The 25,328-nt window shown below is 45.6% G+C and carries 22 protein-coding genes; 9 read left to right on the top strand and 13 right to left on the bottom strand.

Annotated elements, in window-relative coordinates:
• Positions 1-46: 46 nt before the first annotated feature.
• From rodA to leuS, 7 genes are all read right to left on the bottom strand, one after another.
• On the bottom strand, positions 47-1,165 hold the full coding sequence (rodA, locus tag AABA75_RS14150; RefSeq protein WP_338293255.1) for a rod shape-determining protein RodA: 1,119 nt from the start codon (positions 1,163-1,165) through the stop codon (positions 47-49).
• Positions 1,155-3,053, bottom strand: coding sequence for a penicillin-binding protein 2 (gene mrdA, locus AABA75_RS14145; protein WP_338293254.1), 1,899 nt, complete (start codon positions 3,051-3,053; stop codon positions 1,155-1,157). Before mrdA ends, rodA begins: the two co-directional genes overlap by 11 nt.
• 3 nt (positions 3,054-3,056) lie before the next feature.
• The gene (gene rlmH / locus AABA75_RS14140; protein WP_338293253.1) at positions 3,057-3,527 is read right to left on the bottom strand and encodes a 23S rRNA (pseudouridine(1915)-N(3))-methyltransferase RlmH; all 471 of its coding nucleotides are present in this window, start codon (positions 3,525-3,527) and stop codon (positions 3,057-3,059) included.
• On the bottom strand, positions 3,528-3,845 hold the full coding sequence (gene rsfS / locus AABA75_RS14135) for a ribosome silencing factor (protein ID WP_338294862.1): 318 nt from the start codon (positions 3,843-3,845) through the stop codon (positions 3,528-3,530). It abuts the gene before it with no gap.
• A gap of 385 nt (positions 3,846-4,230) precedes the next feature.
• Complete coding sequence (gene holA, locus AABA75_RS14130; protein WP_338293251.1) at positions 4,231-5,265, bottom strand: DNA polymerase III subunit delta; 1,035 nt, start codon at positions 5,263-5,265, stop codon at positions 4,231-4,233.
• Positions 5,265-5,792 carry an LPS assembly lipoprotein LptE gene (lptE, locus tag AABA75_RS14125; RefSeq protein WP_338293250.1) on the bottom strand — a complete coding sequence of 176 codons (528 nt, stop codon included), beginning with the start codon at positions 5,790-5,792 and terminating at the stop codon, positions 5,265-5,267. Before lptE ends, holA begins: the two co-directional genes overlap by 1 nt.
• The gene (leuS, locus tag AABA75_RS14120) at positions 5,792-8,374 is read right to left on the bottom strand and encodes a leucine--tRNA ligase (protein ID WP_338293249.1); all 2,583 of its coding nucleotides are present in this window, start codon (positions 8,372-8,374) and stop codon (positions 5,792-5,794) included. The genes lptE and leuS overlap by 1 nt, the downstream gene beginning before the upstream one ends.
• Positions 8,375-8,617: 243 nt before the next feature.
• Between leuS and AABA75_RS14115 the strand changes: the two genes are divergently transcribed.
• On the top strand, positions 8,618-10,099 hold the full coding sequence (locus AABA75_RS14115; RefSeq protein ID WP_338293248.1) for a hypothetical protein: 1,482 nt from the start codon (positions 8,618-8,620) through the stop codon (positions 10,097-10,099).
• Between the two features lie 3 nt (positions 10,100-10,102).
• Here AABA75_RS14115 and AABA75_RS14110 read toward each other — a convergent pair whose 3' ends face one another.
• Positions 10,103-10,642 carry an SRPBCC domain-containing protein gene (locus AABA75_RS14110; RefSeq protein WP_338293247.1) on the bottom strand — a complete coding sequence of 180 codons (540 nt, stop codon included), beginning with the start codon at positions 10,640-10,642 and terminating at the stop codon, positions 10,103-10,105.
• 130 nt (positions 10,643-10,772) lie between these two features.
• Here AABA75_RS14110 and AABA75_RS14105 point away from each other — a divergent pair, with 130 nt between their 5' ends.
• Positions 10,773-13,160: a Lon protease family protein gene (locus AABA75_RS14105; RefSeq protein ID WP_338293246.1), complete on the top strand. Its 2,388-nt coding sequence runs from the start codon at positions 10,773-10,775 to the stop codon at positions 13,158-13,160.
• Between the two features lie 16 nt (positions 13,161-13,176).
• On the opposite strand, the gene AABA75_RS14100 is transcribed toward AABA75_RS14105, so the two are convergent.
• From AABA75_RS14100 to AABA75_RS14090, 3 genes are read right to left on the bottom strand one after another with little or no spacing between them, the layout of a single operon-like run.
• Positions 13,177-13,932 (bottom strand): DUF1365 domain-containing protein, encoded by a 756-nt coding sequence (locus AABA75_RS14100; protein WP_338293245.1) that lies wholly within the window; start codon positions 13,930-13,932, stop codon positions 13,177-13,179.
• A gap of 2 nt (positions 13,933-13,934) precedes the next feature.
• Positions 13,935-15,203 carry an NAD(P)/FAD-dependent oxidoreductase gene (locus AABA75_RS14095; protein ID WP_338293244.1) on the bottom strand — a complete coding sequence of 423 codons (1,269 nt, stop codon included), beginning with the start codon at positions 15,201-15,203 and terminating at the stop codon, positions 13,935-13,937.
• On the bottom strand, positions 15,203-15,637 hold the full coding sequence (locus AABA75_RS14090) for a nuclear transport factor 2 family protein (RefSeq protein ID WP_338293243.1): 435 nt from the start codon (positions 15,635-15,637) through the stop codon (positions 15,203-15,205). Before AABA75_RS14090 ends, AABA75_RS14095 begins: the two co-directional genes overlap by 1 nt.
• A gap of 119 nt (positions 15,638-15,756) precedes the next feature.
• Between AABA75_RS14090 and AABA75_RS14085 the strand changes: the two genes are divergently transcribed.
• The 3 genes from AABA75_RS14085 (at position 15,757) to AABA75_RS14075 (ending at position 17,686) form a co-directional block, all read left to right on the top strand.
• Positions 15,757-16,338 (top strand): LON peptidase substrate-binding domain-containing protein, encoded by a 582-nt coding sequence (locus AABA75_RS14085; protein ID WP_338293242.1) that lies wholly within the window; start codon positions 15,757-15,759, stop codon positions 16,336-16,338.
• A 72-nt stretch (positions 16,339-16,410) separates the two neighbouring features.
• A complete protein-coding gene (locus tag AABA75_RS14080; protein WP_338293241.1) occupies positions 16,411-17,025 on the top strand; it encodes a sigma-70 family RNA polymerase sigma factor in 615 nt (204 codons plus the stop codon).
• The gene (locus AABA75_RS14075) at positions 17,018-17,686 is read left to right on the top strand and encodes a ChrR family anti-sigma-E factor (RefSeq protein ID WP_338293239.1); all 669 of its coding nucleotides are present in this window, start codon (positions 17,018-17,020) and stop codon (positions 17,684-17,686) included. Before AABA75_RS14080 ends, AABA75_RS14075 begins: the two co-directional genes overlap by 8 nt.
• A 559-nt stretch (positions 17,687-18,245) precedes the next feature.
• Here the strand turns inward: AABA75_RS14075 and AABA75_RS14070 are convergent.
• Entirely contained in the window at positions 18,246-18,605 is a 360-nt protein-coding gene (locus tag AABA75_RS14070) for a hypothetical protein (protein ID WP_338293238.1), read from the bottom strand.
• Positions 18,606-18,625: 20 nt separating this feature from the next.
• On the opposite strand from AABA75_RS14070, the gene AABA75_RS14065 reads away from it, so the two are divergent.
• Positions 18,626-19,429 (top strand): DUF3800 domain-containing protein, encoded by an 804-nt coding sequence (locus AABA75_RS14065; protein WP_338293237.1) that lies wholly within the window; start codon positions 18,626-18,628, stop codon positions 19,427-19,429.
• Between the two features lie 464 nt (positions 19,430-19,893).
• On the opposite strand, the gene AABA75_RS14060 is transcribed toward AABA75_RS14065, so the two are convergent.
• Positions 19,894-20,661, bottom strand: a complete 768-nt coding sequence (locus AABA75_RS14060; RefSeq protein ID WP_338293236.1) for an outer membrane protein assembly factor BamD — start codon at positions 20,659-20,661, stop codon at positions 19,894-19,896.
• 201 nt (positions 20,662-20,862) lie between these two features.
• Between AABA75_RS14060 and rluD the strand changes: the two genes are divergently transcribed.
• The 3 genes from rluD to clpB all read left to right on the top strand — a co-directional run bounded on the left by rluD (position 20,863) and on the right by clpB (position 25,254).
• Positions 20,863-21,816, top strand: a complete 954-nt coding sequence (rluD, locus tag AABA75_RS14055; RefSeq protein ID WP_338293235.1) for a 23S rRNA pseudouridine(1911/1915/1917) synthase RluD — start codon at positions 20,863-20,865, stop codon at positions 21,814-21,816.
• A 19-nt stretch (positions 21,817-21,835) separates the two neighbouring features.
• Positions 21,836-22,570, top strand: a complete 735-nt coding sequence (gene pgeF / locus AABA75_RS14050) for a peptidoglycan editing factor PgeF (protein ID WP_338293234.1) — start codon at positions 21,836-21,838, stop codon at positions 22,568-22,570.
• 101 nt (positions 22,571-22,671) lie between these two features.
• Entirely contained in the window at positions 22,672-25,254 is a 2,583-nt protein-coding gene (clpB, locus tag AABA75_RS14045) for an ATP-dependent chaperone ClpB (protein ID WP_338293233.1), read from the top strand.
• Positions 25,255-25,328: the final 74 nt, after the last annotated feature.

Raw genomic sequence — 25,328 nt, 5'->3', positions numbered from 1 at the left:
TTTGCTTTGGTCTGATTATTGTTAGATTGTTAGACGAAAAATATCATTATTCTCTGGACAGCAACTTTCGTCGGGTTGCCACAGACATTAGAATGCCAAATCCTGCCATCAATGTCACCATTGATGTACCACCATAACTCACTAAAGGTAAGGGCACACCTACTACCGGTAAAATACCCGAAACCATGCCCATATTTACAAATACATAAACAAAGAAGGTGAGGGTGATACTACCGGCTAATAACTTACTGTAAGCTTCTTGAGCGCGAAACGCGATTAGCATGCCCCGCGACACAATAAATAAATATAAGGCGATTAACAAAACTACACCGAAAAAGCCAAATTCTTCGCTAAATACCGAAAAAATAAAATCGGTGTGACGTTCTGGTAAAAACTCTAATTGAGACTGGGTACCTTGCAACCAACCTTTGCCTTCCATGCCACCTGAGCCAATGGCAATTTTTGATTGAATGATGTGATAACCCGATCCCAAGGGATCCGACTCTGGATTCATAAAGGTCAGCACCCGCTGTTTTTGATAGTCCTTCATCAGGAAAAACCACAAAATCGGCGTAAATGCAGAGAGGGCTATGGCAAACATACTGAGCAGCTTCCAGCGTAATCCCGCCAGAAATATGGCAAAAATACCGGAACTGGCAATAAGTAAGGAGGTGCCCAAGTCAGGTTGTTTGGCGATAAGCAACGTCGGCGTTAGCACCAGTATCAGGGCGGCGAAGACGTTAAGGGTTCTGGGAGGCAGGTTTTTCCGGCCGATGTACCAGGCTATCATCATGGGCACCGCCAGCTTCAAGAGTTCGGAAGGTTGAAAGCGAAAAAAGCCTAAATCCAGCCAGCGCTGCGCGCCTTTACCTGTTACACCTACTAATAATACGGCAATGAGTAGCAAAATTCCGGTGAGGTAAATGTAAACCGATAAACGGCGAAATACCGTAGGTGAAACCTGGGCTAAGGCTAGCATAACCGCAGTGGCAACCCCCAATCGAATGATCTGGCGCTGTACCAATGCCCAATCCTGGCCACCTGCTGAATAGATGGTAAACAAGCCCACAATCATCAAGGTCAATAAGCCCAAAAGTAACGGGCCATCAATGTGGATCTTGTACAAAAATGACTGATTTCTGGAGTCTAATTTCTCAGAGCTCATGGTTTTCCTTAGGGGTATTTTGGGCGATGGTCACATTGTCTGTGGCAAAGTATTGATCCATGATCATACGCGCCACCGGACCAGCTTCAGCACTGCCACTGCCGGCGTTTTCTACCGCCACAGCTACGACTATTTCCGGGGCGTCATAAGGTGCATAGCCCACATACATGGCGTTATCTCGATGTCTTTCGTCCAGTTTATCGGCGTCGTATTTTTCCCCTTGCGCAATAGATACAAGCTGTGCTGTCCCTGTCTTACCCGCTGAAACATAAGGTGCGTCACTGAATACTTTACGGGCCGTACCTTGCTCTCTGTGGTTTACGCCATACATGGCATCCAATACAATATGCCAGTTGGTGACATCTTTGATCTCTATCGGAGCGCGGGTTTTAGGTTCGGCAACAATGGTTTGCCCTTCCTGATAGATGCCTCTGTAGATTTGCGGTACGAAGCGTTTGCCATGGTTCACTAATGCTGCCACTGAGCTGGCTAACTGAACCGGAGTCGCCGTCCACGGACCCTGACCGATACCCACGACAATGGTATCGCCCATATACCAAGGCTCATTCATGCGGGCTTTTTTCCAACCTCGTGAGGGCAGAATAGCGCTAGACTCCTCATAAAGATCCAGACCCGAGTACTCTCCAAAGCCGAATTGCGCCATATAACCGCTGATCTCATCAATTCCCATGCGGTATGCCAAGTCGTAAAAATAAGTATCGCAAGATACTTCGATTGCTGTAGTTACATTAACGTGGCCATGGCCCCATGAAAGCCAATCTCGCCATTTATGGCTGACGTTTTTCAATCGGAAAACGCCTCTATCGAAAATCGTGCTATTTAGCCGGGTGTAGTTTTTCTCCAAACCCAGTAGCGCTAAATGAGGTTTTACCGTTGAAGCCGGGGGGTACTGCCCTTGAGTAGCACGGTTGATCAGCGGTTTGTCAGGAGAGTTAAGCAGGCCGCGATAATTTTTAGAGCTGATGCCATGTACGAATAAATTAGGATCGTAAGCTGGGTTACTGTAGAGCGCCATCACACCACCATCTCTGGCATCAAGCACTACCACGGCACCTCTGTTGTTTTCGAGGGCTTTTTGCGCCACCTGCTGTAACTTAACGTCTATGTTGAGCGTGATGTCCTTGCCGGGGACTGGAGGAACAAAGTTGAGGGTGCGGATGATGCGTCCCTGGTTATTCACTTCAACTTCCTGAGAGCCCACTTGCCCGTGCAAGATATTTTCGTGGTATTTTTCTATACCGAGCTTACCAATATCATAAGTAGCAGCGTAATTAGCTTCCTGTCCCGCTTCTTGCAGCTTTTTCAAATCTTTCTGATTGATTTTCGCAACATAACCCAAAACGTGAGTGAAGGTATCGCCAAAGGGATAATGACGGGTCAAACGAGCTTCAATGGACACTCCTGGGAAGCGGTGCTGTTGTGCGGAAAATAGTGCGACGTTTTCTTTACTCAGGCGATTAAGTAAAGTCACTGGCTTAAAGCGTCTTTGGCGGCGATAGTCTTTGTAAAAGTCTTCTACATTGGACTCTGAAATACTGAGTAATTGCGCTAATTCACTGACAGTAGTGTTGAGGTCTTTAACTTCATTTGGAACTATCTGCAAGCTAAAAACGGGCTTGTTTTCCGCTAATAATACGCCATTGCGATCATAAATCAGACCCCGGTTAGGGGGGACGGGCAATACCTTGATGCGGTTTCCGTTAGAGCGAGTTTGATAATCGTCGTAACGAGTCACTTGCAAGTGATATAAATTAAAGAGCAATGCGCCTGCCATCATAGTGATAACTATCATGGCGATTAAGGCTCGGCGAGCAAAAAGGTTCGCTTCAGCCGAATGATCTCTAATGACTACGCGCTTTGGCGCCATCCTTTACTCTCTGTGATATGGGTGGTTATTGTTTAGCGACCAACCCCGGAAAAGACTCTCTGCTACGATGATGCGCACCAGAGGATGAGGAAGTGTCAATGGAGATAGTGACCATTTTTGTTCAGCAAGGTTCAAACAATCTTTGGATAATCCTTCCGGGCCGCCAATCATAAGGCTAACATTGCGCCCATCCAGTTGCCACTTTTCCATGTTCTGCGCCAATTTATGGGTGTCCCACGCAGCGCCTGTAACCTCTAATGCGATTACTCTATTGCCTTTGGGGATGGCGTTTTGAATAAGCTCGCCCTCTTTTTGCAAAATTCGCGCAATGTCGGCATTTTTCGTGCGTTTACCCGGCGGGATTTCGGTGAATGATACCCGATAGTCGGGTGGCATTCGGCGCAAATACTCCTCTACGCCACGGCTGACCCAGTCTGGCATTTTGTTGCCTACGGCAACGACATTAATGTGCATTTAATTCCAAATTTTTTCTAACTGATAAAAATCTCGGGTTTCGTCCTGCATGACGTGAACCACAACGTCACCATAATCTATCAATACCCATTCGCCGGTATCTTGGCCTTGGACATTTAATGGTTTTTCGCCTAACTGTTTGCTTTGCTGCACAAGGTTCTGCGCGATTGAGACAACGTGTCGTTTGGAATTGCCTGAACATATTAACATGGTGTCGGTAACACTACTTTTACCGGTTACATCAATATCAATAATGTCTCTGCCTTTTACGTCTTCGATTTGGTGTTTAACGAAGCGTTTAAGTTCTTCGTGCTCCAATTTTTCTCCTGATTTCATTTACTCTACTACTTTAGTATAAAGCAACCGCAATGGGATGGCTTATAAAATAACGTCATTAAAAGTGATTACATATACCCAAATCACCTCAAGATGCCAGCTTCAGAGCTATCACAGCGCTTTCAGTACAAGGCGCACTTGAGTAGGAATGTCGGCAACCTTTCAAACAAGTGCAACACAGTAATGGAAGCGCTGTGAAGCTCCCGAAGGGCGGGGCCTAAAAGCATTCATGCGGCGTTAAATTGTTTCGACGTGAGAACAACCATGCCATCTACAATTTACCTTGCCTAAATCCTTTTATCCTCCCGCTGAAGTCGAGTATCTTGAGGTAGTTTGGGTATAATACATTTAATGCTTTTGAGCTTTCTCAAGCATAATCCATTTGCAGGTTTGTTAATGCCATCGGCATAAATAACAAACACAAGTGACAAAGTTCCACGTAGGGACGCTTAATTGCACTGCTTTTCACTGCAACATCAAAGGCTGATAGTTTATCCCTGATTTCCATTAATTGTTGCTGATCAAGGCGCCTTAGCAAATTGAGATAAGCAGACTGCTTGTTTTTCCATATTCGGTGCTGGCTGAACACCCTGTCTGTGGGATGGGAAAGAGCCATAGCTGACGATAGCGCGTCCAACACTTGCCATTCTCTCACCAGTGCCCAGCAGATAACCACGGGTTCAATACCTTCGCTTTCCAGTCGTCCCAATAACTTAATACTACGCTGGGCATCGCCAGCTAAAATAGCATCGGTCAACTGGAATACGTTGTAACGAGATTGCTCTGACACCATGCCAGAGATATCTTGCCTGGATACGTTACCGTCGGGAAAGAGCAGTTTCAGCTTTTCCATTTCCTGCACGGCAGCAATCAAATTACCCTCGAAAAAATCGCAGAAAAAGCCCACTAACTCCGGGGTGTTATTGATGCCATTTTCACTGAGTTTTCCTGAGATCCATTGTGCCAGTCGGTTTCCTTCAAGCACGAAACAAGGCACATAAATGCCTTGTTTATCTAAGGCTTTAAACCATTTGGTATTTTGTACGTCTTTACCGATTTTACCGCCATGCACCACTAAAACGATATCGGGATTGTCTTTAGCGCTGATTTCCAACAGGGTTTTGGCACCTTCGGTACCGGGTTTACCGGTGGGAATTTCCAACTCTATGAGTTGTCTTTCAGCAAACAAACTCATACTTTGATAGGCATCCACCAGGTTTTGCCACTCAAATTGGTTGTCGGCCACCAGACTATGACGCTCAGTAAAACCCTGCTGTTGAGCGGTGTCGCGAATCTTCTGCAAGGCTTCCAGTTTTTGCTGGGGCTCTTCGCCGAACAGCAAAATTTGATTCGGTAAGCTTTTGTTCAGCTGTGCGCTTAACTGATTAGGGTAAACTTGCATCAGTTTTGATATTTGTTTTTGCTGAGCTGACGAATAATGCGATCCGCCGCCTGACGACGCATTTCCGACAATATCAGGTTAAGCTCTCTGGATTTCGCCAGCACCTGATCGGGATCATCTTGATATTCGCGGGTAAGCTCAAATGAATAGTCCTGGATATCGCCGTTTGGCATCTGCAATTGGTATTGGCAATAATACAGCAGTTCATACTCTGCCACCTGTCCCGTGGGAAAAAGCGAGAGTAGCTTGCGTTCCAACCGCTCTGGCATAACAAACAGGGTGGGCACCGAAAATTCATGATGCTGTTTCGGATTACTGCGATTGATAACGTCCGCGGAATAAATATCCAAGCGTTTGATCAACGTTTCCGTAAGCGGCGTTTTTTGACTGGCGTTGAGTACCCGAACTTTTTGAAAGCGCGGGTCCAGTTGAAAGTCATTGCGCAGCTTGAAGCCACAACCACTGGTGAGCAGGGCTGCGACCACAAGCAATAGCCAAAAGAGGCGACGGGGGCTGCGGCCAGTCACTAGTTGGCCACAATGTTGAGAAGTTTGCCCGGCACGTAAATTACTTTGCGAATGGTTTTGCCTTCCGTAAAGTTTTGCACGTTTTCGTGTTCAGTACCGATCTTTTCTACAGCTTCTTTGCTGGCATCAGCTGCCACAGTGATCTTAGCTCTAACCTTGCCGTTCACCTGCACAACAATGAGTTTTTCGTCTTCAACCATCGCGGCATTATCCGCCACCGGCCAACCAGATGATTCGATATTCGAATCATGGCCAAGAATTTTCCAAAGCTCATGACAGATATGCGGTGTGATCGGGTTGAGCATTTGCGTCATGGCAGTTGCCACCTCTCTCGCAACTGCGCGGTCTTGAGCATTTTCCTGTGGCGCTTTTTGAGCACCATTGAGCAGCTCCATTATGGCTGCAATGGCAGTATTGAAGGTCTGGCGACGGTTAATGTCGTCAGAAACTTTGGCAATGGTTTTGTGCAAGTCGCGACGCAATGCTTTCTGGTTGGCATTTAACGCATCAGGGTTAACGGCTTCAACTTCACCTTGAGCAACGTTTTCGGTGACATAGCGCCAGAAACGCTTCAGGAAGCGGTGCGCCCCTTCAACTGCAGAATCTACCCATTCCAGAGTTTGCTCTGGTGGCGCAGCAAACATGGTAAACAAGCGGATAGTATCAGCACCGTACAGTTCGATAACCGACTGCGGATCAACACCATTGTTTTTTGATTTAGACATCTTAGTCATGCCACAGTGTTCAACAGGCTGACCGTCAGATTTCAAAATGGCAGAGGTAACCCGTCCTTTTTCGTCGCGCTGTACTTCTACGTCGGCAGGATTAAACCAGATATCGCCGCCTTTTTCGTCTTTGCGGCGGAAAGAGTCGGCTAACACCATACCCTGACACAATAGGCGGGTGAAAGGCTCATTAGAATTAACCAAACCTTCATCGCGTAACAATTTGTGGAAGAAACGGGCGTACAACAAGTGCAGTATTGCGTGCTCAATACCACCAATGTATTGATCTACCGGTAACCAGTGATTGGCCTCTTCTGGATTGAGCATTTGCTCATTGGAAGGGGAACTATACTTGGCATAGTACCAGCTGGATTCCATAAAAGTGTCGAAGGTATCGGTTTCGCGTTCTGCCGGTTGACCGTTGTGTTCAGTCTTTCGCCACTGGGGATCCGCTTTAATTGGCGAGGTTACGCCGTCCATCGTCACATCTTCTGGTAATTCTACCGGCAGTTGCTCTGGTGGTACCGGTGCCGAGGAGCCATCTTCCAGGTTGAGCATTGGGATCGGTGTGCCCCAATAGCGTTGGCGAGAAACACCCCAATCGCGCAAGCGGAAATTAACCTTGATATTGCCTTTTTGCTCGGCAATGAGCTTGTCAGCGATGGCTTTAAACGCCGCTTCGCTAGTCAGGCCATCGAATTCGCCAGAATTAATCAGCAGACCTTTTTCGGTATAAGCGGCGTTACTGATATCACATTCGCTGTCACCCGTAGCGGCAATCACTTGTTTTATTTCCAAACCGTACTTAGTGGCGAATTCCCAATCCCGTTGATCGTGTCCCGGAACTGCCATTACCGCACCTGAGCCGTAATCCATCAGGACAAAGTTTGCTACCCACACCGGCACCTGTTCGCCAGTCAGTGGGTGAACAGCCATCAGGCCCGTAGCACAGCCTTTTTTGTCCATGGTGGCCAGGTCCGCTTCTGCGACTTTGGTGTTTTTGCACTCTTCGATAAAGGCTGCTAATTCGGCATTGTTTTTAGCGGCTTCCAGCGCCAGAGGATGCTGTGCAGCCAGAGCAACATAGGTAACACCCATCAAGGTATCCGGGCGAGTAGTGTAGATATCAAAGAATTCACCGCTATCCGCCACCTGGAAAGTCATTTCCACACCTTCTGAGCGACCAATCCAGTTGCGCTGCATAGCCTTAACTTGCTCTGGCCAGCCTTCCAGTTTGTCCAGATCATCTAACAGCTCTTGCGCGTAGTCGGTAATTTTAATAAACCACTGTGGGATCTCTTTTTGTTCCACCAGAGCACCTGAGCGCCATCCTCGACCATCAATAACCTGCTCGTTGGCCAAGACAGTTTGGTCAACCGGATCCCAGTTCACGGTTGAGTTTTTGCGGTATACCAAGCCTTTTTCGTATAGGCGGGTAAAGAACCACTGTTCCCATTGATAATATTCTTTTTTACAGGTGGCCAGTTCGCGGTCCCAGTCGTAGCCAAATCCCAATGACAGTAGTTGCTGTTTCATGTATTCGATATTGGCATAGGTCCACTTAGCGGGAGCGGTTTTATTCTGGATAGCGGCATTTTCCGCCGGTAAACCAAAGGCATCCCATCCAATGGGTTGCAATACGTTTTTGCCCTGCATTCTTTGATAACGGCTAATCACATCGCCGATACTGTAATTACGCACATGACCCATATGCAGACGACCACTGGGGTAGGGGAACATGGAGAGGCAATAAAACTTGTCCTTGTTGTCGTCTTCAGTGGCTTTAAAAGTCTGGTTTTCTTGCCAGTATTTTTGAACGTTGGATTCTAATTCTTGTGGGCTGTATTCTGCGGTCATTCAGGATTCCGTTTAAACTACTTTATTCGCTGTCTCGGCATTCATTTTGCGAGAGATAAAATTGCGCTAAGAATAACTCAGAGCGCTATTGCTGAACAACCGTTAATTACGTATCCAGGGCGATATGAAGCAGAATTTTTCGGTTACTTTGCCAAGAGCCATTGCGTGTTGTCAATCTTTGAGGATACACATACAATCAGAGGCGTTTAAAAGTTCTCTCATTTTGCATTACACGGATTGTTTATGAAGTCTAGTTTTCGCCTTTTTATCGCACTATTACTGTTTTTGGTCTGCGGCTCTTCAAGCTATGCGGATACAGATGAATGGACTTTACTATCTACTCCCAATTTTGAGTTTTATGCACAATATGACGCTCAAAGAGCCAGAGCAAAACTAGAGTATTTTGAAGTATACCGCTATGCGGTGTATGCAATGCTGGGCTTAGATCCAAACGTAAAACTCGCTCCGATGCGCATTTATGCCTTTTCAGATAGCAATGATTACAGCGAGATCCGCGGAAACATGAATGCGGCGGGTTTTTACAACAGTAGCGGCCCCTATCTGGTTATAGGGCCTGAAGAGTCCAGCATCGAAGATAATTTTGTGCTGTTCCATGAATATCTGCATTACATTGTCAGGGCTTCTGTACCTTATCAATATCCCACCTGGTATGACGAGGGACTAGCAACCTTTTTTGGCGTTGTTGAGATTGATGATGACTCTATTACTTTTGGTAGTCGCCCTGAACATTATATGCGGTACTTAAAGTATTCTGGCACCTTGTCGTTTCAAAAGCTCATAGAGCAGACTAACCAAAGTAAGTCGCAAGATAAAACGGACAATTACCAATATAAGTTTTATGTGTCTTCGTGGCTAGCTACACATTATTTGATTGCGGGTGAGTTTAATGGTGAGAAGAACTACAACCCGCAACTACAACAATATCTTCGCTTGTTCAACGAGGGCATTAACTCGTCACAAGCTTTTGAACAAGCTTTTAATATCAAGCCAGAAGAATTCAATAAAACCCTTATCGGTTATGCTAAAAAGCGGCGCAATACTGCCATGCGCATGGCGCGGCCGAAAATAAACCTTAAGGTTACTGAAAGTTCTGTTTCAGACGCCGAGGCTGCACTGTTTTACTCTCAGCTCACCTATAAGAGAATCCCCGAGGTCAATCAAAAATATTTCCAGATAGCGCTGCAAAACAAAGTAAGCTTGGCTTTGGCCTATGAAGCGAATAACGCTGCGCTGCAGGGCGACTTTAGTTATTCTGATGCCATGCTCAACGAGGCATTAAGCAGTGACAAAAAAACGTGGGAGACTCACCTGCATATCGCAAAAACGTACATAACCCTGGCTAAAAAGCGCAATGAACAGAGTTTGTACACTAAAGCTTACGCGCAATTACTCATCGCTGAAAATCTAAAAGTAACAGCCTCTGTATATAGAACATTAGCTGAGGTGGCCTGGAGTCTAGGGCAACGCCAAAAGGCGATTGATTATGCGATAGCACAATATCAAATGGAACCTTCCGGCGTACACGCAAATCATGTTGCTGGATATTATATGGTGGAAGCTGGGAAAACTGAGTACGGGCGCTTTTTTTTGAATAACGTGATTAATTGGACACACAGTGAACCCACCAAAAAGCGAGCCCAGAAACTGCTGGATAAAATTAACCAGTTAACCATTGAAGCGGTCGACACAAAGAGGGACAAATAGTTATCACTTGTCCTGTTGCGCATTTATAAAGTTAAGTAAACCAGCAAGCTGTTGTGCCTGTACCTTATCCACAATTGGCGCGAGGGTGTCATAACCACCGGGATTGATCCCGGTTACCGTGTATTTCAGGCTAATTTGGGTTTTACCCTCTTCGCTTACAGAAAAACTCCAGTCTAGAGCACCATGCATGCCCATACCCTGCAATGGTCCCAAGCCACCTGTCATGCGCAACAGGTTGTATTGGTCTACAAAACTAATGCGCATGTGCTCTGCAGAGTTATTACCTGAGATTTCGCAAAAACAGCCGCCCGCTTGCTCATCAATACTGAGGTTTTCTGCCTTGCCCCACCAGGTGTGATCTGCGGGCCACCATTTGTCGGGATGGTCGATAAGGGCTCGCCAGGCTTCCTGTTGCGATGCATCGGTAGTGATGCTGTTTTCAATGATAAAGCCGTGCTCTGCAACACTTAATACTTCTGCTTGTGCTGTTAAACAGCAAGAAACGGACACTAATAAAGAAGCGATGGTTTTTTTAATTTGCATAATTTAGTCCGAAAATTCGAGTGAAAATTGGGCAAAGAATTGCCTTTAGCGAATCATGGTTTGACAGCGACAAATAATCAAGTTTCACTAGACATGAAAATAAGCAAAATGCCGATATGCTAAGGAAATTATGAAGCCAATTGCGCCGCTGGAACCAGAACATCTGTCCGCCAATATTCACAAGCGTTTGATCAATCACGCACTCAAAGACGATGCGGTGCTACACAGTACCTTTATTGGTCAGGAGAGAGCCAGAGAAGCACTGGAATTTGGTCTTGGTATCGATGCCAGTGGTTATAATCTTTACGTAATGGGTGAGCACGCGACAGGGCGCTATACCCTGGTGCACGAATACGTTGAAAAATTTGTAAGCAAAACTGACACGCCATTTGACTGGTGTTATATCAATAACTTTGATGATGAGCGGGAACCCATTGCGTTGCGCTTAACGCCGGGTGAGGGAAAGCAGCTTGTTAAAGAAATCAATAGCCTGATAGATGAGCTATTGGATACCTTTCCAGCGGTTTATGACAACCCCGGTTATCAACGCAAAAAAGCAGCGGTGGCCCGTGATTATGATCAGCGTTACGACAAAGTTATTGATGAAATAGAAATCTACGCCCAGAAGAAGAATGTCGCCTTGTATGAAGAAGACGGCACCATCAGTTTTTCTCCCATCATTGATGGCAAACCTATCGAGGATGAAGACTTTGCCAAACTATCAGACGAAAAGCGCCAGTACTTTTACGATTTGATTGATGAACTGGAAGAAATTCTCAATGAGAAACTCATTGAGTTGCCACAGTGGAAACGTGAGTCTTCCGAGCGTTTGCGCAAACTCAAAAAAGAAACCGCAGAACAAGCCATAAAACCCCTGTTGAAACAACTAGAGCACAAATACAGTGCCGAATTGGGGATCCTTAAGTTCTTGCGACAAATGAAGCCAGATTTGGTGAAAATCGTGGTGGAGGTGTTGGCTCCTGACAGCAAAGAAGACAAGCACGACGAATATGACAAACGCACCATATTAGAAGAGCAATATCTGCCGAATATCATCACTACTCATGAACCCGACAGTGGTGCCCCAGTGGTGTATGAACCTAACCCGACGTATCAGAATATTTTCGGGCGCATTGAATACAGCAACGTGCAAGGGTCATTGTTCACTAATTTTCGCATGATAAGGCCAGGTGCATTACACAAAGCCAATGGTGGTTATTTGCTGCTGGATGCCGACAAAATGATTCAGCAACCCTTTGTCTGGGAATCCCTGAAGCTGGCGCTAAAGTTTGGCGAAGTGAAGCTGGATATTTCCCAACACGACTACGGCATGGTTAACTCCATCACCCTCAATCCGCAGCAGATCCCGCTGAATGTAAAAGTGATTTTGCTGGGAACCCGCGACTTGTATTACATGTTGCAGGAATACGATGACGAGTTTGAGGAGTTATTCCGCGTGCTGGTGGATTTTGATTCAGAAATTGAGCTGAATAAAACCAACTTGTTTGACTTTGTCGGGCGAGTGCGCAACCAGGTTAAACGCCTTGAACTTACCAGTATTTCTAACCCTGCCATGCATAAGTTAGTAGAGTATAGCTTGCGCACGGCAGAGCATCAGGAACGTCTCTCGGCACGTTTTGCAGACGTGATTGAGCTGTTGCAAGAAGCTGCCTTTTTCTGTCGCCAAAAAGGTGAGCTGGAAATAGATGTTTCCCATATTAATGAGGCGCTGGATGCGAAAAAACGCCGCAGTGGTCGCATCAGCCAGGCATTACTGGACGATATCAAAGAAGGTCAGGTACTTATCGACACCCAAGGAGAGGCTGTGGGTAAGGTCAATGGTCTGACGGTACTGGAAATTGGCGATAGTGTCTTTGGTACTCCGGCGCGCATTACCTCTACGGTGTATGCAGGCTCCAATGGTGTCGTTGATATCGAAAGAGAAGTGGAGTTAGGTCAGCCCATTCACTCCAAAGGAGTTATGTTGCTCACTGGCTATCTTGGCCATAAATACGCACAGGATTTTCCGCTCACGCTATCAGCCAATATTGCCATTGAGCAATCCTATGGTCATGTAGATGGCGATAGTGCGTCGCTGGCTGAGCTTATTGCTTTGTTGTCTGCACTTACGGGGATTCCGGTCAGACAAGAGCTGGCGATAACCGGCTCCATTAACCAGTATGGTGAAGTGCAATCTATCGGGGGCGTCAACGAAAAGATTGAAGGCTTTTTCAAACTTTGTCAGCACCGTGGCTTCACCGGAAACCAAGGTGTGGTTGTGCCTAAATCTAACCAAATCAATCTAGTGCTGGACAGTAAAGTGGTTGAAGCCGTTAAAAAAGGGGTATTCAATATCTACTGTGTCGCAACTGTTGATGAAGCGGTTACCCTGTTAACCGGGACTGATGCCGGTAAACTTTCAGCCAAAGGGAAGTTTCCCAAAGGCAGTGTTAACTTCAAAGCACTGCAAAGACTGAAGCGCATTTCTGACTGTATTAACGGGGCAGAGGACGACTAACAAGTCCGATTGGAAGTCATCGTCCTGCGCTTTTGGGATGATCGTATATGGGCACGCGTTTGGCAAACAGTTTTAACGCTTGCCAGTAAATGCCAAACAGGGTTTTCAAAGTGATATGGGGAAACTGGAATAAGGATTTGCGCATCACGCTGTTGCTTAATTCCATGCGTTTTAAGCCAATAGCGGCAGTAAAGTGTTTGTCGGTTTTTAAACAGTCCAGTTGCAGGAATAGTTTGTTGCCGGGAGGTTTGATATTCCATCGGTATTGCATGTCGATGGGATTATACGGTGACACGTGAAAAGCCTTGTCGCTATCTTTTTGCTCTTTGAGGTCAACCAGGTAACAGTGGCGCTCATTCCAGGGAGTATTACTCACCTCTGCCAATAGATGGCTGAACTCTCCCGCGTCATTTTGCAGATAATAAAAATTCACCGGGCTGAAATACATTCCGAGGATCCGCAGTGGTGACAGCAAAAACACCTTACCCGATAGCGGAGTGCCTGCTTTTTCCGACATAGTCTGCAATACCTCTTGTTTCAGAGTTTGCTGATTATTGGTTAAGAAGTCACCGCGGCGAAATTGCACCCAATTAAACTTTTCAGCACTGAACAAACTGAGCTTCTGGTCCAGCAGTGCCACCTCATCCAAATCTAACCAAAACATCATAATGTTGTATTTGAATTTGTGATTTTTGGGCACAAAGCGCTGATGCCAGGTTTCACCGATATACAGCGCACTTGAGTAGTTGGTGGAGGTTACTGCTTGAGTCATAACTAAAGCGACTCACCAAATCGCTCACACACATCCAACGCACTGCGCAAGCCGTCTTCGTGGAAGCCGTTGTACCAATAGGCACCGCAGAAATGCACACCATCAACACCACATATCTGGTTGCGCTTTTGCTGCGCGGCAATCGTTTGCTCGCTGAATTGTGGATGGGCGTAATTAAAGGTGCGCAAGATCTTGTTGGGGTTAATTTTGCTGGTGGCATTCAGTGTAACGCAAAAAGTGGTGTCAGACTCAATGCGCTGCAGGATATTCATGTCGTAAGTCAGGGTTGCAGGGGCTATTTGTTCGTCGTTGCCGCCTTCCAGCATGTAGTTCCAGCTAGCCCAAGCCAATGGGCGTTTGGGGAGAATATCGGTATCTGTGTGCAGTACTACCTCGTTATCAGCATAAGGGATCGCACCCAAAACCTCGTTTTGCCCAGCCGTAGGGTTTTGCAACATGGCCAGTGCCTGGTCGCTGTGACAGGCAAAGATCACCTCGTCATAGACGCCATCGAGGGCGCTGTTTAATGACGTTATTTGATAGCCATTGGCGACTCTGGTAACAGATTGCACGCCGCTGTTGAGGTGAATTTTGTCCGAGAAATCTCGGGTCAGGGGTTTAATATAACTACGGGAACCACCAATAAGTGTGTACCACTGCGGTCGGTCGGTAATGTTCAGCAATCCGTGATTCATGAAAAACTGCAAAAAGAAACGCAGTGGAAATCCTTTAACGCTCTCAAGGCTTGAAGACCAGATAGCTGCGCACATGGGTAAGATATAGTTTTGCGCAAAATCATCACTGAGATTGTGTTTTTGAATCAGATCACCCAGCGTAGCGTCGTCAGCAAAGCTTGGCTTGCTGTGCTCTGCTTTACATACTTTATTAAATTTAAGGATGTCTCGGACAATCCGGATAAATTTGGGGCGCAGTATGTTTCTTCGTTGAGCGAACAGCGTGTTGATGGTATTGCCGTTATATTCCAGGTTTTGTGCGGTATTTTTTACGCTAAAACTCATTTCAGTAGGCTGGCTTGCAACACCCAGTTGCTTCATGAGTTTGATAAAGTTGGGATAGGTCCAGTCATTAAAAACAATAAACCCGGTATCGATGGCATAGCGGCGGTCGCCAAAATCAACATCCACTGTGGCGGTATGGCCACCGATATAGTCATTCGCCTCGAAAAGAGTAATGTCGTTACTTTTGTTCAATAAGTAACCGCAGGTTAATCCGGAAATGCCGGTACCGATAATTGCAATTTTTTTGCTCACTATGAATCCTGATAGTTTTTAATTTTATTTTTAACAAACCGCACTAATGTGCTCAAAATGGGGATGTGTTCATAGAACATAGCACCCATATCGTAAAAGTCCGTTTGCTGAATAATTTTATCGTTTTTGATAATCAACTCACTGGTGCCGTCTAATTTGATCACCTTGCCACCAGAAAGCTTAGGGTGGCGCAGGATCATTTCCCATCGGGCGATGGCATAGCTGTCATGTGCAACCACATGTTTAATATCAAATTCACAGGAAATGGTAGTTTCCAGTAAATGCCTGAAGTAGGACTCTACAACTGATAAGCCTTCGTGTTGTCCCACTGGATCAACAAATCTAATGTCTTGGTGGTAGATGTCCTGCAGCATATGGAGGTTGTCTTTATGCAGTGCTTTATAAAACTGAGCAAAGGTATCTAAGACTGACATGTGGTTTCCTATATTGATGCAATTGTTACTGGTTAATGAGTTTTTCAGATCAAAGTTAATCCATATCTGCGCAGTATAAGTACATTATATAAGCCCTGAATTTTCTGGAGATTACAAATTTGTCAGTAACGTTTCAAACTCCTTTATTTCCGCTGTCTGCACATTTGCTGCCGGGCGGGAAAATGTCGCTTAGAATTTTTGAGCCTCGTTATGTGCGCATGGTGAAAGAATCATTAAAAGCTCAACAGGGGTTTGGGGTTTGTATGCTTAATTCCAAAGGCGATAAAGAGTTAAATCAACACATTTATCCCGTCGGAACTTATGCCAAAGTCATCGACTTTGATATGTTGGACGATGGCCTGTTAGGGATTACAGTGGAAGGGGAGTTTCTGTTCAGTATCGACAGTATTGAAACTGAGCACGATGAGTTGCGGGTGGGTAACGTGCATAGAATAGACGCCTGGCACGCCGAAACCTTCCCCGATTGTGAAGCCACTGCATTGCAGGAAAGACTCGTACAAATCATTGCCAGCTACCCAGAGTTGCACGCGTTGTACAGTGAACCGCCTGTTTCTGATATGTCGTGGGTGGTATATCGCTGGCTGGAGCTGTTACCCATTAAGGCCGCAGACAAACAGCAATTGCTCGAACAAGAAGATCCCAAAGTGGTGGTGGATTTTCTTGCTTCGTTAATTGAGTAATTTTCAGCGAAAGTTGATCTTTTTATCGAAAGCGTACGTAAATTTGTCTAAGCTCAGTAAAAGGTGAAAGGTATGCTGGTTGGAATGACGGTGACAGAAGAGCAGAGTCGAGTTCGGGAACCCAAGGAATGTGCTGACGAAATGTCAGAGTATCTCCGAAAGATCGCTGAACAACGATGTCGAGTTTCGTTCTCGAGATTGTTCAGTTTTTTTGCGCCCAGAGTTAAATCTTACGCTTTACGCCAGATAGGTAATGATGCACTAGCAATGGAGCTGGTGCAGGATACAATGGCAAACGTTTGGCAAAAAGCTCATTTGTTCAATTACGAAAAGGGTTCGCCCTCTACCTGGATTTTCACCATCGCGAGAAATATTCGCTTCGACATGCTGCGCAAGCAACAAAATCGCAAAGAAGATATCTGCTCTGAAGATTTATGGCCTGTGTTATTTGAGCAAACTGCTGATCCCAATGAAGCCGATTTGGAAGAACAAACCACGCTGAATCAGGTGGGCGAATTTTTGGACAAGCTGCCCGTCAAGCAGCAAGTCGTTATAGAGGCGATTTACGTAAAGGGTAAATCGCAGCAAGAAGTGGCCGATGAGTTGGACATTCCCTTGGGAACCGTCAAATCAAGAACCCGTTTGGCCTTGCAAAGATTAAGAGAGTTGTTAAAGGAAAATGATTAAATACCATCCTGAACACGAACAACTGGTTAAATTTGTATCTGGTGAAGCCGATCCTGCCTGGTCACTGGTGATGTCTGCTCATGTAGATATGTGTCCATTTTGCCAAAAAGAAGTTGAAGCCATTAGTGAAGAGTTATCCCATGAACATCTAAGTAACGATGCCCATGTGACGATGGATAGTAGCTTGAACCTGATGATGAACGACATCATGGATTTGAGCACTGCATCGGAAGAAAAAGAACAATCACAAACAAGCTATCTTGAGTTGGAAGGTCGCAGGTTTGAATTGCCCAGAGCTTTGCGCCGATTTGCCAGTAAAACTGATTCCTGGTCGAGACTGGTGGGTAAGTTATGGCAAGCACCTGTAGATCTGGGAGAAATGGGCAAAGGCCATTTTATTTTCATGGAACCAGGCGGTAGTGTGCCTGAGCATACTCACAGAGGTAATGAGTTAACCTTGGTGATCAATGGTGAATTCCAAGACGGACAACGATGTTACGACACCGGTGATTTTATCCTGATGGATAGCAGTAATACCCATACGCCCGTGGCTACTCACGAAGACGGCTGTTTGGTATTCAGTTACGTAGATGAGCCGTTGTACTTTACTTCAGGACTTGCGCGCCTGCTCAATCCCTTTAGTCATTTATTTTTTAAATAAACAAGCCGCTTTTTGTTGTAAGCGGCTGGCTTTTTCTAAAACCGTTCTGGTTTTGATACCGTACTTAACTTGCCTGTAGGTCGAACTTTTTGCTTTGAATTCCCATATCTATTTTGACTTCAATGCAACCTGACAGAAGCCATCCATGGCTTTTCTGAACCAAATCCCTTTGGTCCACATACCATTTCTTTTTGCTAAAAAGAAACCGTATGCGAAAGAAAAAGGCTCCCCGCATTACGCTTAATCCATTGAAAAACTGCAAGTTTCCGTCGTCACGATGCGCGTCCATGCTTAGACGTGACTTGATTTTCGTCCCTGAAAATCACCGGAAACTTGCTTAACGTTTTTCAATGGCGCTTCATGAGGGGCAATGGGGGGTTATTCACTTTCGACTTATCTCGCGCATAGGCAAGATACGCACGGACTTCGAACTCTGGGTTGGTAAGATTAATTACCCTTTTATAATCTGGAATTTTCTTTTTATGCGAATCTCGTCATATTGAGCATGGTTTTGTAGGTCGACATTCATGTCGACAAGATATCAAAGGCAACGAGTCTTTTAGTCATATTGAAGAACATCAACCTTCAGTGTTCCAATATATTTCTTTCTTAGGGGAGCCCCCCTAAAACCCCCTTTTTGCCTAGAGCGCGAGGCAACATAAGTCGCAATTGAAGAACCTGAAAGACCGACAATGATGGCGCGTCCCTGCGCCAGCATTGCCTGAGACAACATCCCTGTAGTCCCTCTTTCAGGTTTTATCTTCACTTTCGACTTATCTCGCGCATGGGCAAGATGCAACGGACTTCGAACTACCACCAGAGGAAAATTGAGAGCGAAACAAAGAAAGCTGACTCTTCTGCAAAGAGTTTGACTAAAAATTAAACTTGATAAATTTTTTAACCTGTTTAATTTAGCCATGTTGGTGGAGGGAAATTCACATGAAAAAAGGTAAACTAATATGGCATATAGCCTGCGATGAATCTGGAATAGATGGCCAAGTTTACTACGGGTTTGGATCGCTTTGGATGAAATATCAACGCCGTGGTGACTTTGTTCGGATAATTCGGAATCTTAGAGAAAAGCACGGATATACAAATGAAATAAAATGGCAACGTGCTCATCAAAAAAACAATGTTTCGTTTTACAAAGAGCTTGCAGATGTATTCTTTAAGCATGCTTGGTTAGCTTTCCATTGCATAGTAATTCGCAAAGGTTTGGTAGATAAATCCTTTCATGATGGAGATTATGATCTGGCAATGCGAAAACACTTCACAACTTTAATTTCTTCGAAGATTAAAACGGTAAAAAAAGCACATCCCAATCAGCCGTCTGAATTCAGGGTTGAAGTTGATCCGCTTCCGTCTAGATATAACAAGGCCGATGAAGCATTTCACAAAATTGCAAATAATATCTTAAAGCAAGAGCTTGGCGGAGATGCATTGATTCAGTCTGTTGTTACCAAGGACTCTAAAGATTCTCAACAGATTCAACTAGCGGATTTTCTTTTGGGAGCTGTGATGAGTGCTTTTCAGGGTAAAGTAACCTCGGACAGAAAACGTGATATGGCTAATCACATCGCATCATACTTAGGTTGGGACAATTTAAAGCACGACACTTGGCATCATGAGAGAAAATTTAATATTTGGTATTTTCATGATATCAGGCATGAGAAACGAGAAATCCACACAAAAAATATCAATTTAAAATATCCACTTCCTATGAAGCCTAGAAGACAAAAATAGGGGCAATCTGAGTAGACGAATTTTTGTGTGACCATTTTCTCTTTGGAAGGGAGCCGATGCTGACCTAGGTGTTTCAATTTTCGCATTAGCAATAAAAAACTTTTGATTTTTATGCTCGTATGTAAATTCAAAGCTCGGACAAAACTGGCCCTTTCGCGAGATAAGCTGAGAGGGCAGGAAAAACCAGAAGATTGGCAACAGGGATGTTGCCCAAGTCAATGCAAGGGCAGGGATGCGCTATCATTGACGGTCTTCTGGTTCTGGCCTTGAAGCTTATGTTGTCTCGCGTCCGGGCCAAAAGGGGGTTGAAGGGGATCTCCCCTTCGAAGAAATAACATCAGAAAACGAAATTAGATGTTGTGCACTCACCTTCAATTAACGTAGAAATAAGGAATGCCGGTGTTACGGCTAATAACAGATACAAAAAACGCGCCGGAGCGCGTTTCTTTATAAAGCTGTTTAACTTAACCCAGCACGTCGCTGTTGGGGTAGTTAATGCGCAGCGTTTCAAGGGCGTTGTTTTTGAGTTCATCCAATCCCAATGAGTCGTAACACTCCACCATAATTTCCAGCGCTTCTTGTACGTGCACGGTATCAGAGAAGTATTCCAATACGTATTGGCCGCGGTTGGCGGCGGCTATGTAGGCCTCGCGCTTGATGTAGTAACGGGCAATCGCGATTTCGTAGCGGGCCAGTCTATCTTTGATAAACACCATGCGTTTTTTGGCGTCAGCGGCGTATTTACTTTCCGGGAACTTACCAATCAGGTTTTCAAAATCTTTGAATGCTTCTTTGGCTTTAGTGGTGTCACGATCGGCACGATCCATGTCAAAGAAATCCTGGAAGAAATTCTTATCGAATTCCATGTTTACCAGGCCGCGCATGTAATAGGCGTAATCCACATCTGAGTGGTTGGGATTGAGTCGGGTAAACCTGTCGATGGTGGCAAGTGCCTCATCGTATTTACCGGATTTGTAATAGGAGTAGATCAAGTCTAATTGTACTTGATTGGAATAAGGGCCAAACGGGTATCTTGAATCCAGCGCACTCAAAATCGTTGCAGCATTGCTGTAATTGCCTATCTTCATCGCATTTTTAGCGTCTTCGTATAGGCTCTCTGCACCTTTGTTCGCTAACACCAGGTCCTCATCATCAGGCGAGGATGAACAAGCACTTATTAAGGCTGCCAAAGTGATAGAAAGCAGAATGCGGGTGGTTTTTGTTCGTATCATAGAAATTCTAATCTTGTTGTGTTCATCTATACATCTTTCGATGCGCAATACTATCTGATTCCAGAGCTGATAAGAACAATTAACTGCTATAAAAGTTCCGAATTCTGTTACCATATCTGTAATTATTTGAACCAAAGCTGAAGCACAACAGCGTTTTCAGCCTCTACGAATTTATTAGGATTTCCTTTGCAAGTTGTTTCAATGAGTGCAGAACTGGAGCTTGAACATGCCGGTATGCGTTTAGATCAATGTCTGGCTGAATGTTTTGACGATTTCTCTCGGTCCCGCTTAAAAAACTGGATATTGGAAGGCAATGTCAAAGTTGATGGCGAAGTAGTCACCACGCCGCGTCACAAAATGAAAGGCATTGAGGTGCTGGAATTAGAAGCCCAGGTGGAAGACGAAGTGGGTTATCAACCGGAAGATATCGCCATCGATATTGTCTATGAAGACGACGACATCATCATTGTCAATAAACCTGTGGGTCTGGTGGTGCATCCCGGTGCGGGTAATCAGTCGGGAACCTTGCTTAATGCTTTGCTGTTTCACTATCCCGATAGCGCCGTCGTACCGCGCGCAGGCATCGTTCATCGACTCGACAAAGACACCACGGGATTGATGGTGGTAGCAAAAAATATTGCGGCCCATACCCAGCTAGTAACGCAACTCCAGGCCAGAGAAATCAGCCGTGAATACGAAGCTATTTGTATCGGTAGTATGGTAGGCGGTGGCACCGTGGATAAACCCATTGGTCGTCACAGTACTAAACGCACGGCGATGGCGGTTAAAGAAACGGGTAAAGAAGCGACAACTCACTACCGTGTAATTGAGCGTTTCCGTGAACATACTCATTTGCGTTTGAAACTGGAAACCGGGCGAACTCACCAAATCCGGGTTCACATGGATTACATCAAACACAGCCTGGTGGGTGATCAACTTTATGGTATGGGTTTAAAGCTACCCAAAGGTGCAACCGAAGAATTAGTGAATCATTTACGCAGTTTTCGCCGCCAGGCACTGCACGCGGTGCAACTGGGTTTGTTCCACCCATTGACTGGCGAATGGATGAGTTGGCAGGCACCGTTACCCGAGGATCTTAAAGCATTATTAGTGGCTCTTCGTGAAGATACCGAAGCCCACGATGAGTTTGCATAATATTAATCGAAGATAACCTGTGACAGCACATTTTATTACACCTGACTGGACCGCTCCTTCGCATGTTAAAGCGATATCCACACTGCGCAGCGGGGGCACCAGTTCAGGCGTATATGATTCGTTAAACCTTGGCCTGCACGTGGGTGACGAGGAGCAGCGGGTTGTTGCCAACAGGTCCAGTCTTCCTGGACCGAATAAACGACTTTGGTTACAACAAACTCATAGCTGTCGGGTAGTGAAATTCGGTGAAGGCTCCATTGTAGGTGACAATGACAATACTGCCGCAGATGGAAGTTTTACCTTTTTCAAAAACCATAGCTGTGTGGTAATGACTGCTGATTGTTTGCCGGTACTATTAACCAATAAACAAGGCTCTTTTGTGGCTGCCTTGCATTGTGGCTGGCGCGGATTAGCTGGCGATATTATTCAGCAATGCTTATTGCAACTCCGATCCCATATCCAATCAAACGGAGAGGTAATCGCTTGGTTAGGCCCAGCTATTGGTCCGGATGCTTTTGAAGTGGGTAGTGATGTACTCGCGGCATTCCCTAAGCAAAGTTCAGCGTTTAAAGCGCAACCCAATGATAAATATCTGGCGGATATCTTCGCCATTGCTACCATGAAGCTAAATTTATTGGGTGTTACACAAGTGTTCTCATCTAACTTGTGCACCTGGTCCGACAGGCAGCGCTTTTTTAGCTATCGACGTGATGGTCAAACTGGGCGCATGGCCAGTTTGATCTGGATCGAATAAACCTATTTTCAACGTTGTTATTCATTTTACTTAAATCTATTCTTGAATCTGCCCTTGGCAAACCCATCTAGTTTTGTAGTTAGTATTATTTGGAAGCAAGCATGAGATTAGATCGCTTAACCAGCAAATTTCAAATTGCCATCTCGGATGCCCAGTCTTTGGCACTAGGCCGTGACCATCAATATATCGAGCCTGTACACATCATGATGGCATTGATGAATCAGGAAGGCAGTACCGTAAAACTGTTGATGGAAGCCGCAGGTGTAAACGTGAATAGTTTACGCTCGGTATTGGCCGAGGCATTAGATAAATTACCCCGGGTCTCCGGTATCGGCGGCGATGTTCAGCTGTCCAAAGAGGCTGTGGTTACCTTGAATCTTTGCGACAAAGTGGCACAAAAGCGCAAAGATGATTACATCACTTCAGAAATATTCGTGCTGGCTGCCACTAAAGAGCCTGGCAAGCTCGGCGAGTTGCTACGAAAGTTAGGGGCAACCGAACAAAACATTGAGGCAGCCATAGAGAAATTGCGCGGCGGTCAGAAAGTGACTGATCCCAACGCGGAAGATGTGCGTCAGGCGCTGGAAAAATATACTACTGATCTTACCCTTCGTGCCGAGCAGGGTAAACTGGATCCGGTTATTGGTCGCGATGAAGAGATCCGCAGAACCATTCAGGTATTGCAGCGTCGTACTAAAAATAACCCGGTACTTATCGGTGAGCCTGGTGTGGGTAAAACTGCCATCGTGGAGGGTTTGGCGCAACGCATAATTAACGGCGAAGTGCCTGAAGGTTTGAAACACAAGCGAGTACTTTCACTGGATATGGGCGCGCTGGTGGCGGGTGCCAAATACCGCGGTGAGTTCGAAGAACGTTTAAAAGCGGTGTTATCCGAGTTGGCCAAAGAAGAGGGCAGTGTCATTCTGTTTATTGATGAACTGCACACTATGGTGGGCGCGGGTAAAGGTGGCGAGGGTGCCATGGATGCCGGCAACATGTTAAAACCCGCCTTGGCCCGTGGTGAACTGCACTGTGTAGGTGCTACTACATTGGATGAATACCGCAAATATATTGAAAAAGACGCCGCCTTAGAACGTCGTTTCCAGAAAGTCTTGGTGGAAGAGCCCAACGTAGAAGACACTATCGCTATATTGCGTGGTTTGAAAGAACGCTATGAGTTGCACCATTCGGTGGACATTACTGATCCGGCTATCGTTGCTGCGGCAGCCTTATCTCATCGTTACATTAGTGATAGACAATTACCCGATAAAGCCATTGATTTGATTGATGAAGCGGCGTCACGTATCCGTTTGCAAATCGATTCCAAACCTGAAGATATGGACCGCTTAGAGCGCAAGATCATCCAATACAAACTGGAAGAGCAGGCGCTGTCTAAAGAAACCGATGAGGCCAGTTTTAAGCGTTTGGCCGCCATGGAACTAGAGCGTGAAAAATTAGAGAACAGTCTGGCTGAACTGGAGAAGGTCTGGTCGGCAGAAAAAGTCGCCATGCAGGGAGCACAGCATATTAAGCAAGAACTTGAGCAAGCGAAACTGGATTTGGAGATTGCACGTCGTGCTCAAGATCTCAATCGCATGTCTGAGTTGCAATATGGGCGTATTCCAGAGCTGGAACAAAAACTGGATTTTGCCAATCTGTCTGAGAAACAGCAGCACGCTACACTGCTGCGCAACAAAGTCACCGACATTGAAATTGCTGATGTGCTCTCACGCTGGACAGGTATTCCGGTGAATAAAATGCTGGAGGGTGAGAAAGACAAGTTGTTGCGAATGGAAGAGCAACTCCACTCCAGAGTGATTGGTCAACAGCAGGCGGTGGGCGTGGTGTCGAATGCTATCCGCCGCTCAAGAGCCGGGTTGTCGGATCCTAACAGGCCAATAGGTTCATTTTTGTTCCTGGGCCCAACGGGGGTGGGTAAAACCGAGCTGTGTAAAGCGCTGGCGGAATTCATGTTCGATACTGATAGCGCCATGGTGCGTATTGATATGTCAGAATTTATGGAAAAACACTCCGTAGCACGACTAGTTGGTGCTCCTCCGGGCTATGTGGGATACGATGAAGGCGGTTACTTAACCGAGGCGGTCAGAAGAAAACCTTATTCAGTGATCTTGTTGGATGAAGTAGAAAAAGCACATCCAGATGTATTCAACATTTTGCTACAACTATTGGATGACGGACGACTTACCGATGGTAAAGGCCGCACGGTAGACTTTAAAAATACCGTGGTGATAATGACCAGTAACTTGGGCTCAGATCTTATTCAGGAGCAACACCTGGAAAAAGATTACGAGCAAATGAAAACTACCGTGATGGACGTGGTGGGTGAGCATTTCAGACCGGAGTTTATCAATCGTATTGATGATACGGTGGTATTCCATCCGCTTGGGCAATCTCACATTAAATCTATTGCGTCGATTCAGTTGCAGCATTTGCGTCAGCGTCTGGAAGAACAAGAGATGAGTTTAGAAGTCACGGATGCTGCGTTAAGCAAGATTTCCGAAGCCGGTTTTGATGCGGTATTTGGTGCTCGACCACTGAAACGCGCTATTCAGCAAGAGATCGAAAATCCACTGGCACAGCGATTATTGTCCGGAGACTTTAAAAAGGACGATAAGATTAAGGTGGACGTTGCGAATAATCAATTAAGTTTCACTAAAGCTTAAGATAAGCACCTGATAAAACAGTAGAAAAGCACCTTGATTGGTGCTTTTTTATTTCTACTGATTAATAGCACGAA

This window comes from Planctobacterium marinum, from assembly GCF_036322805.1.
GTDB classification, from domain to species: Bacteria; Pseudomonadota; Gammaproteobacteria; order Enterobacterales; family Alteromonadaceae; genus Planctobacterium; species Planctobacterium marinum_A.
The sequence above is the reverse complement of the archived record's forward strand: the minus strand, read 5'-3'. Positions and strand labels throughout refer to the sequence as shown.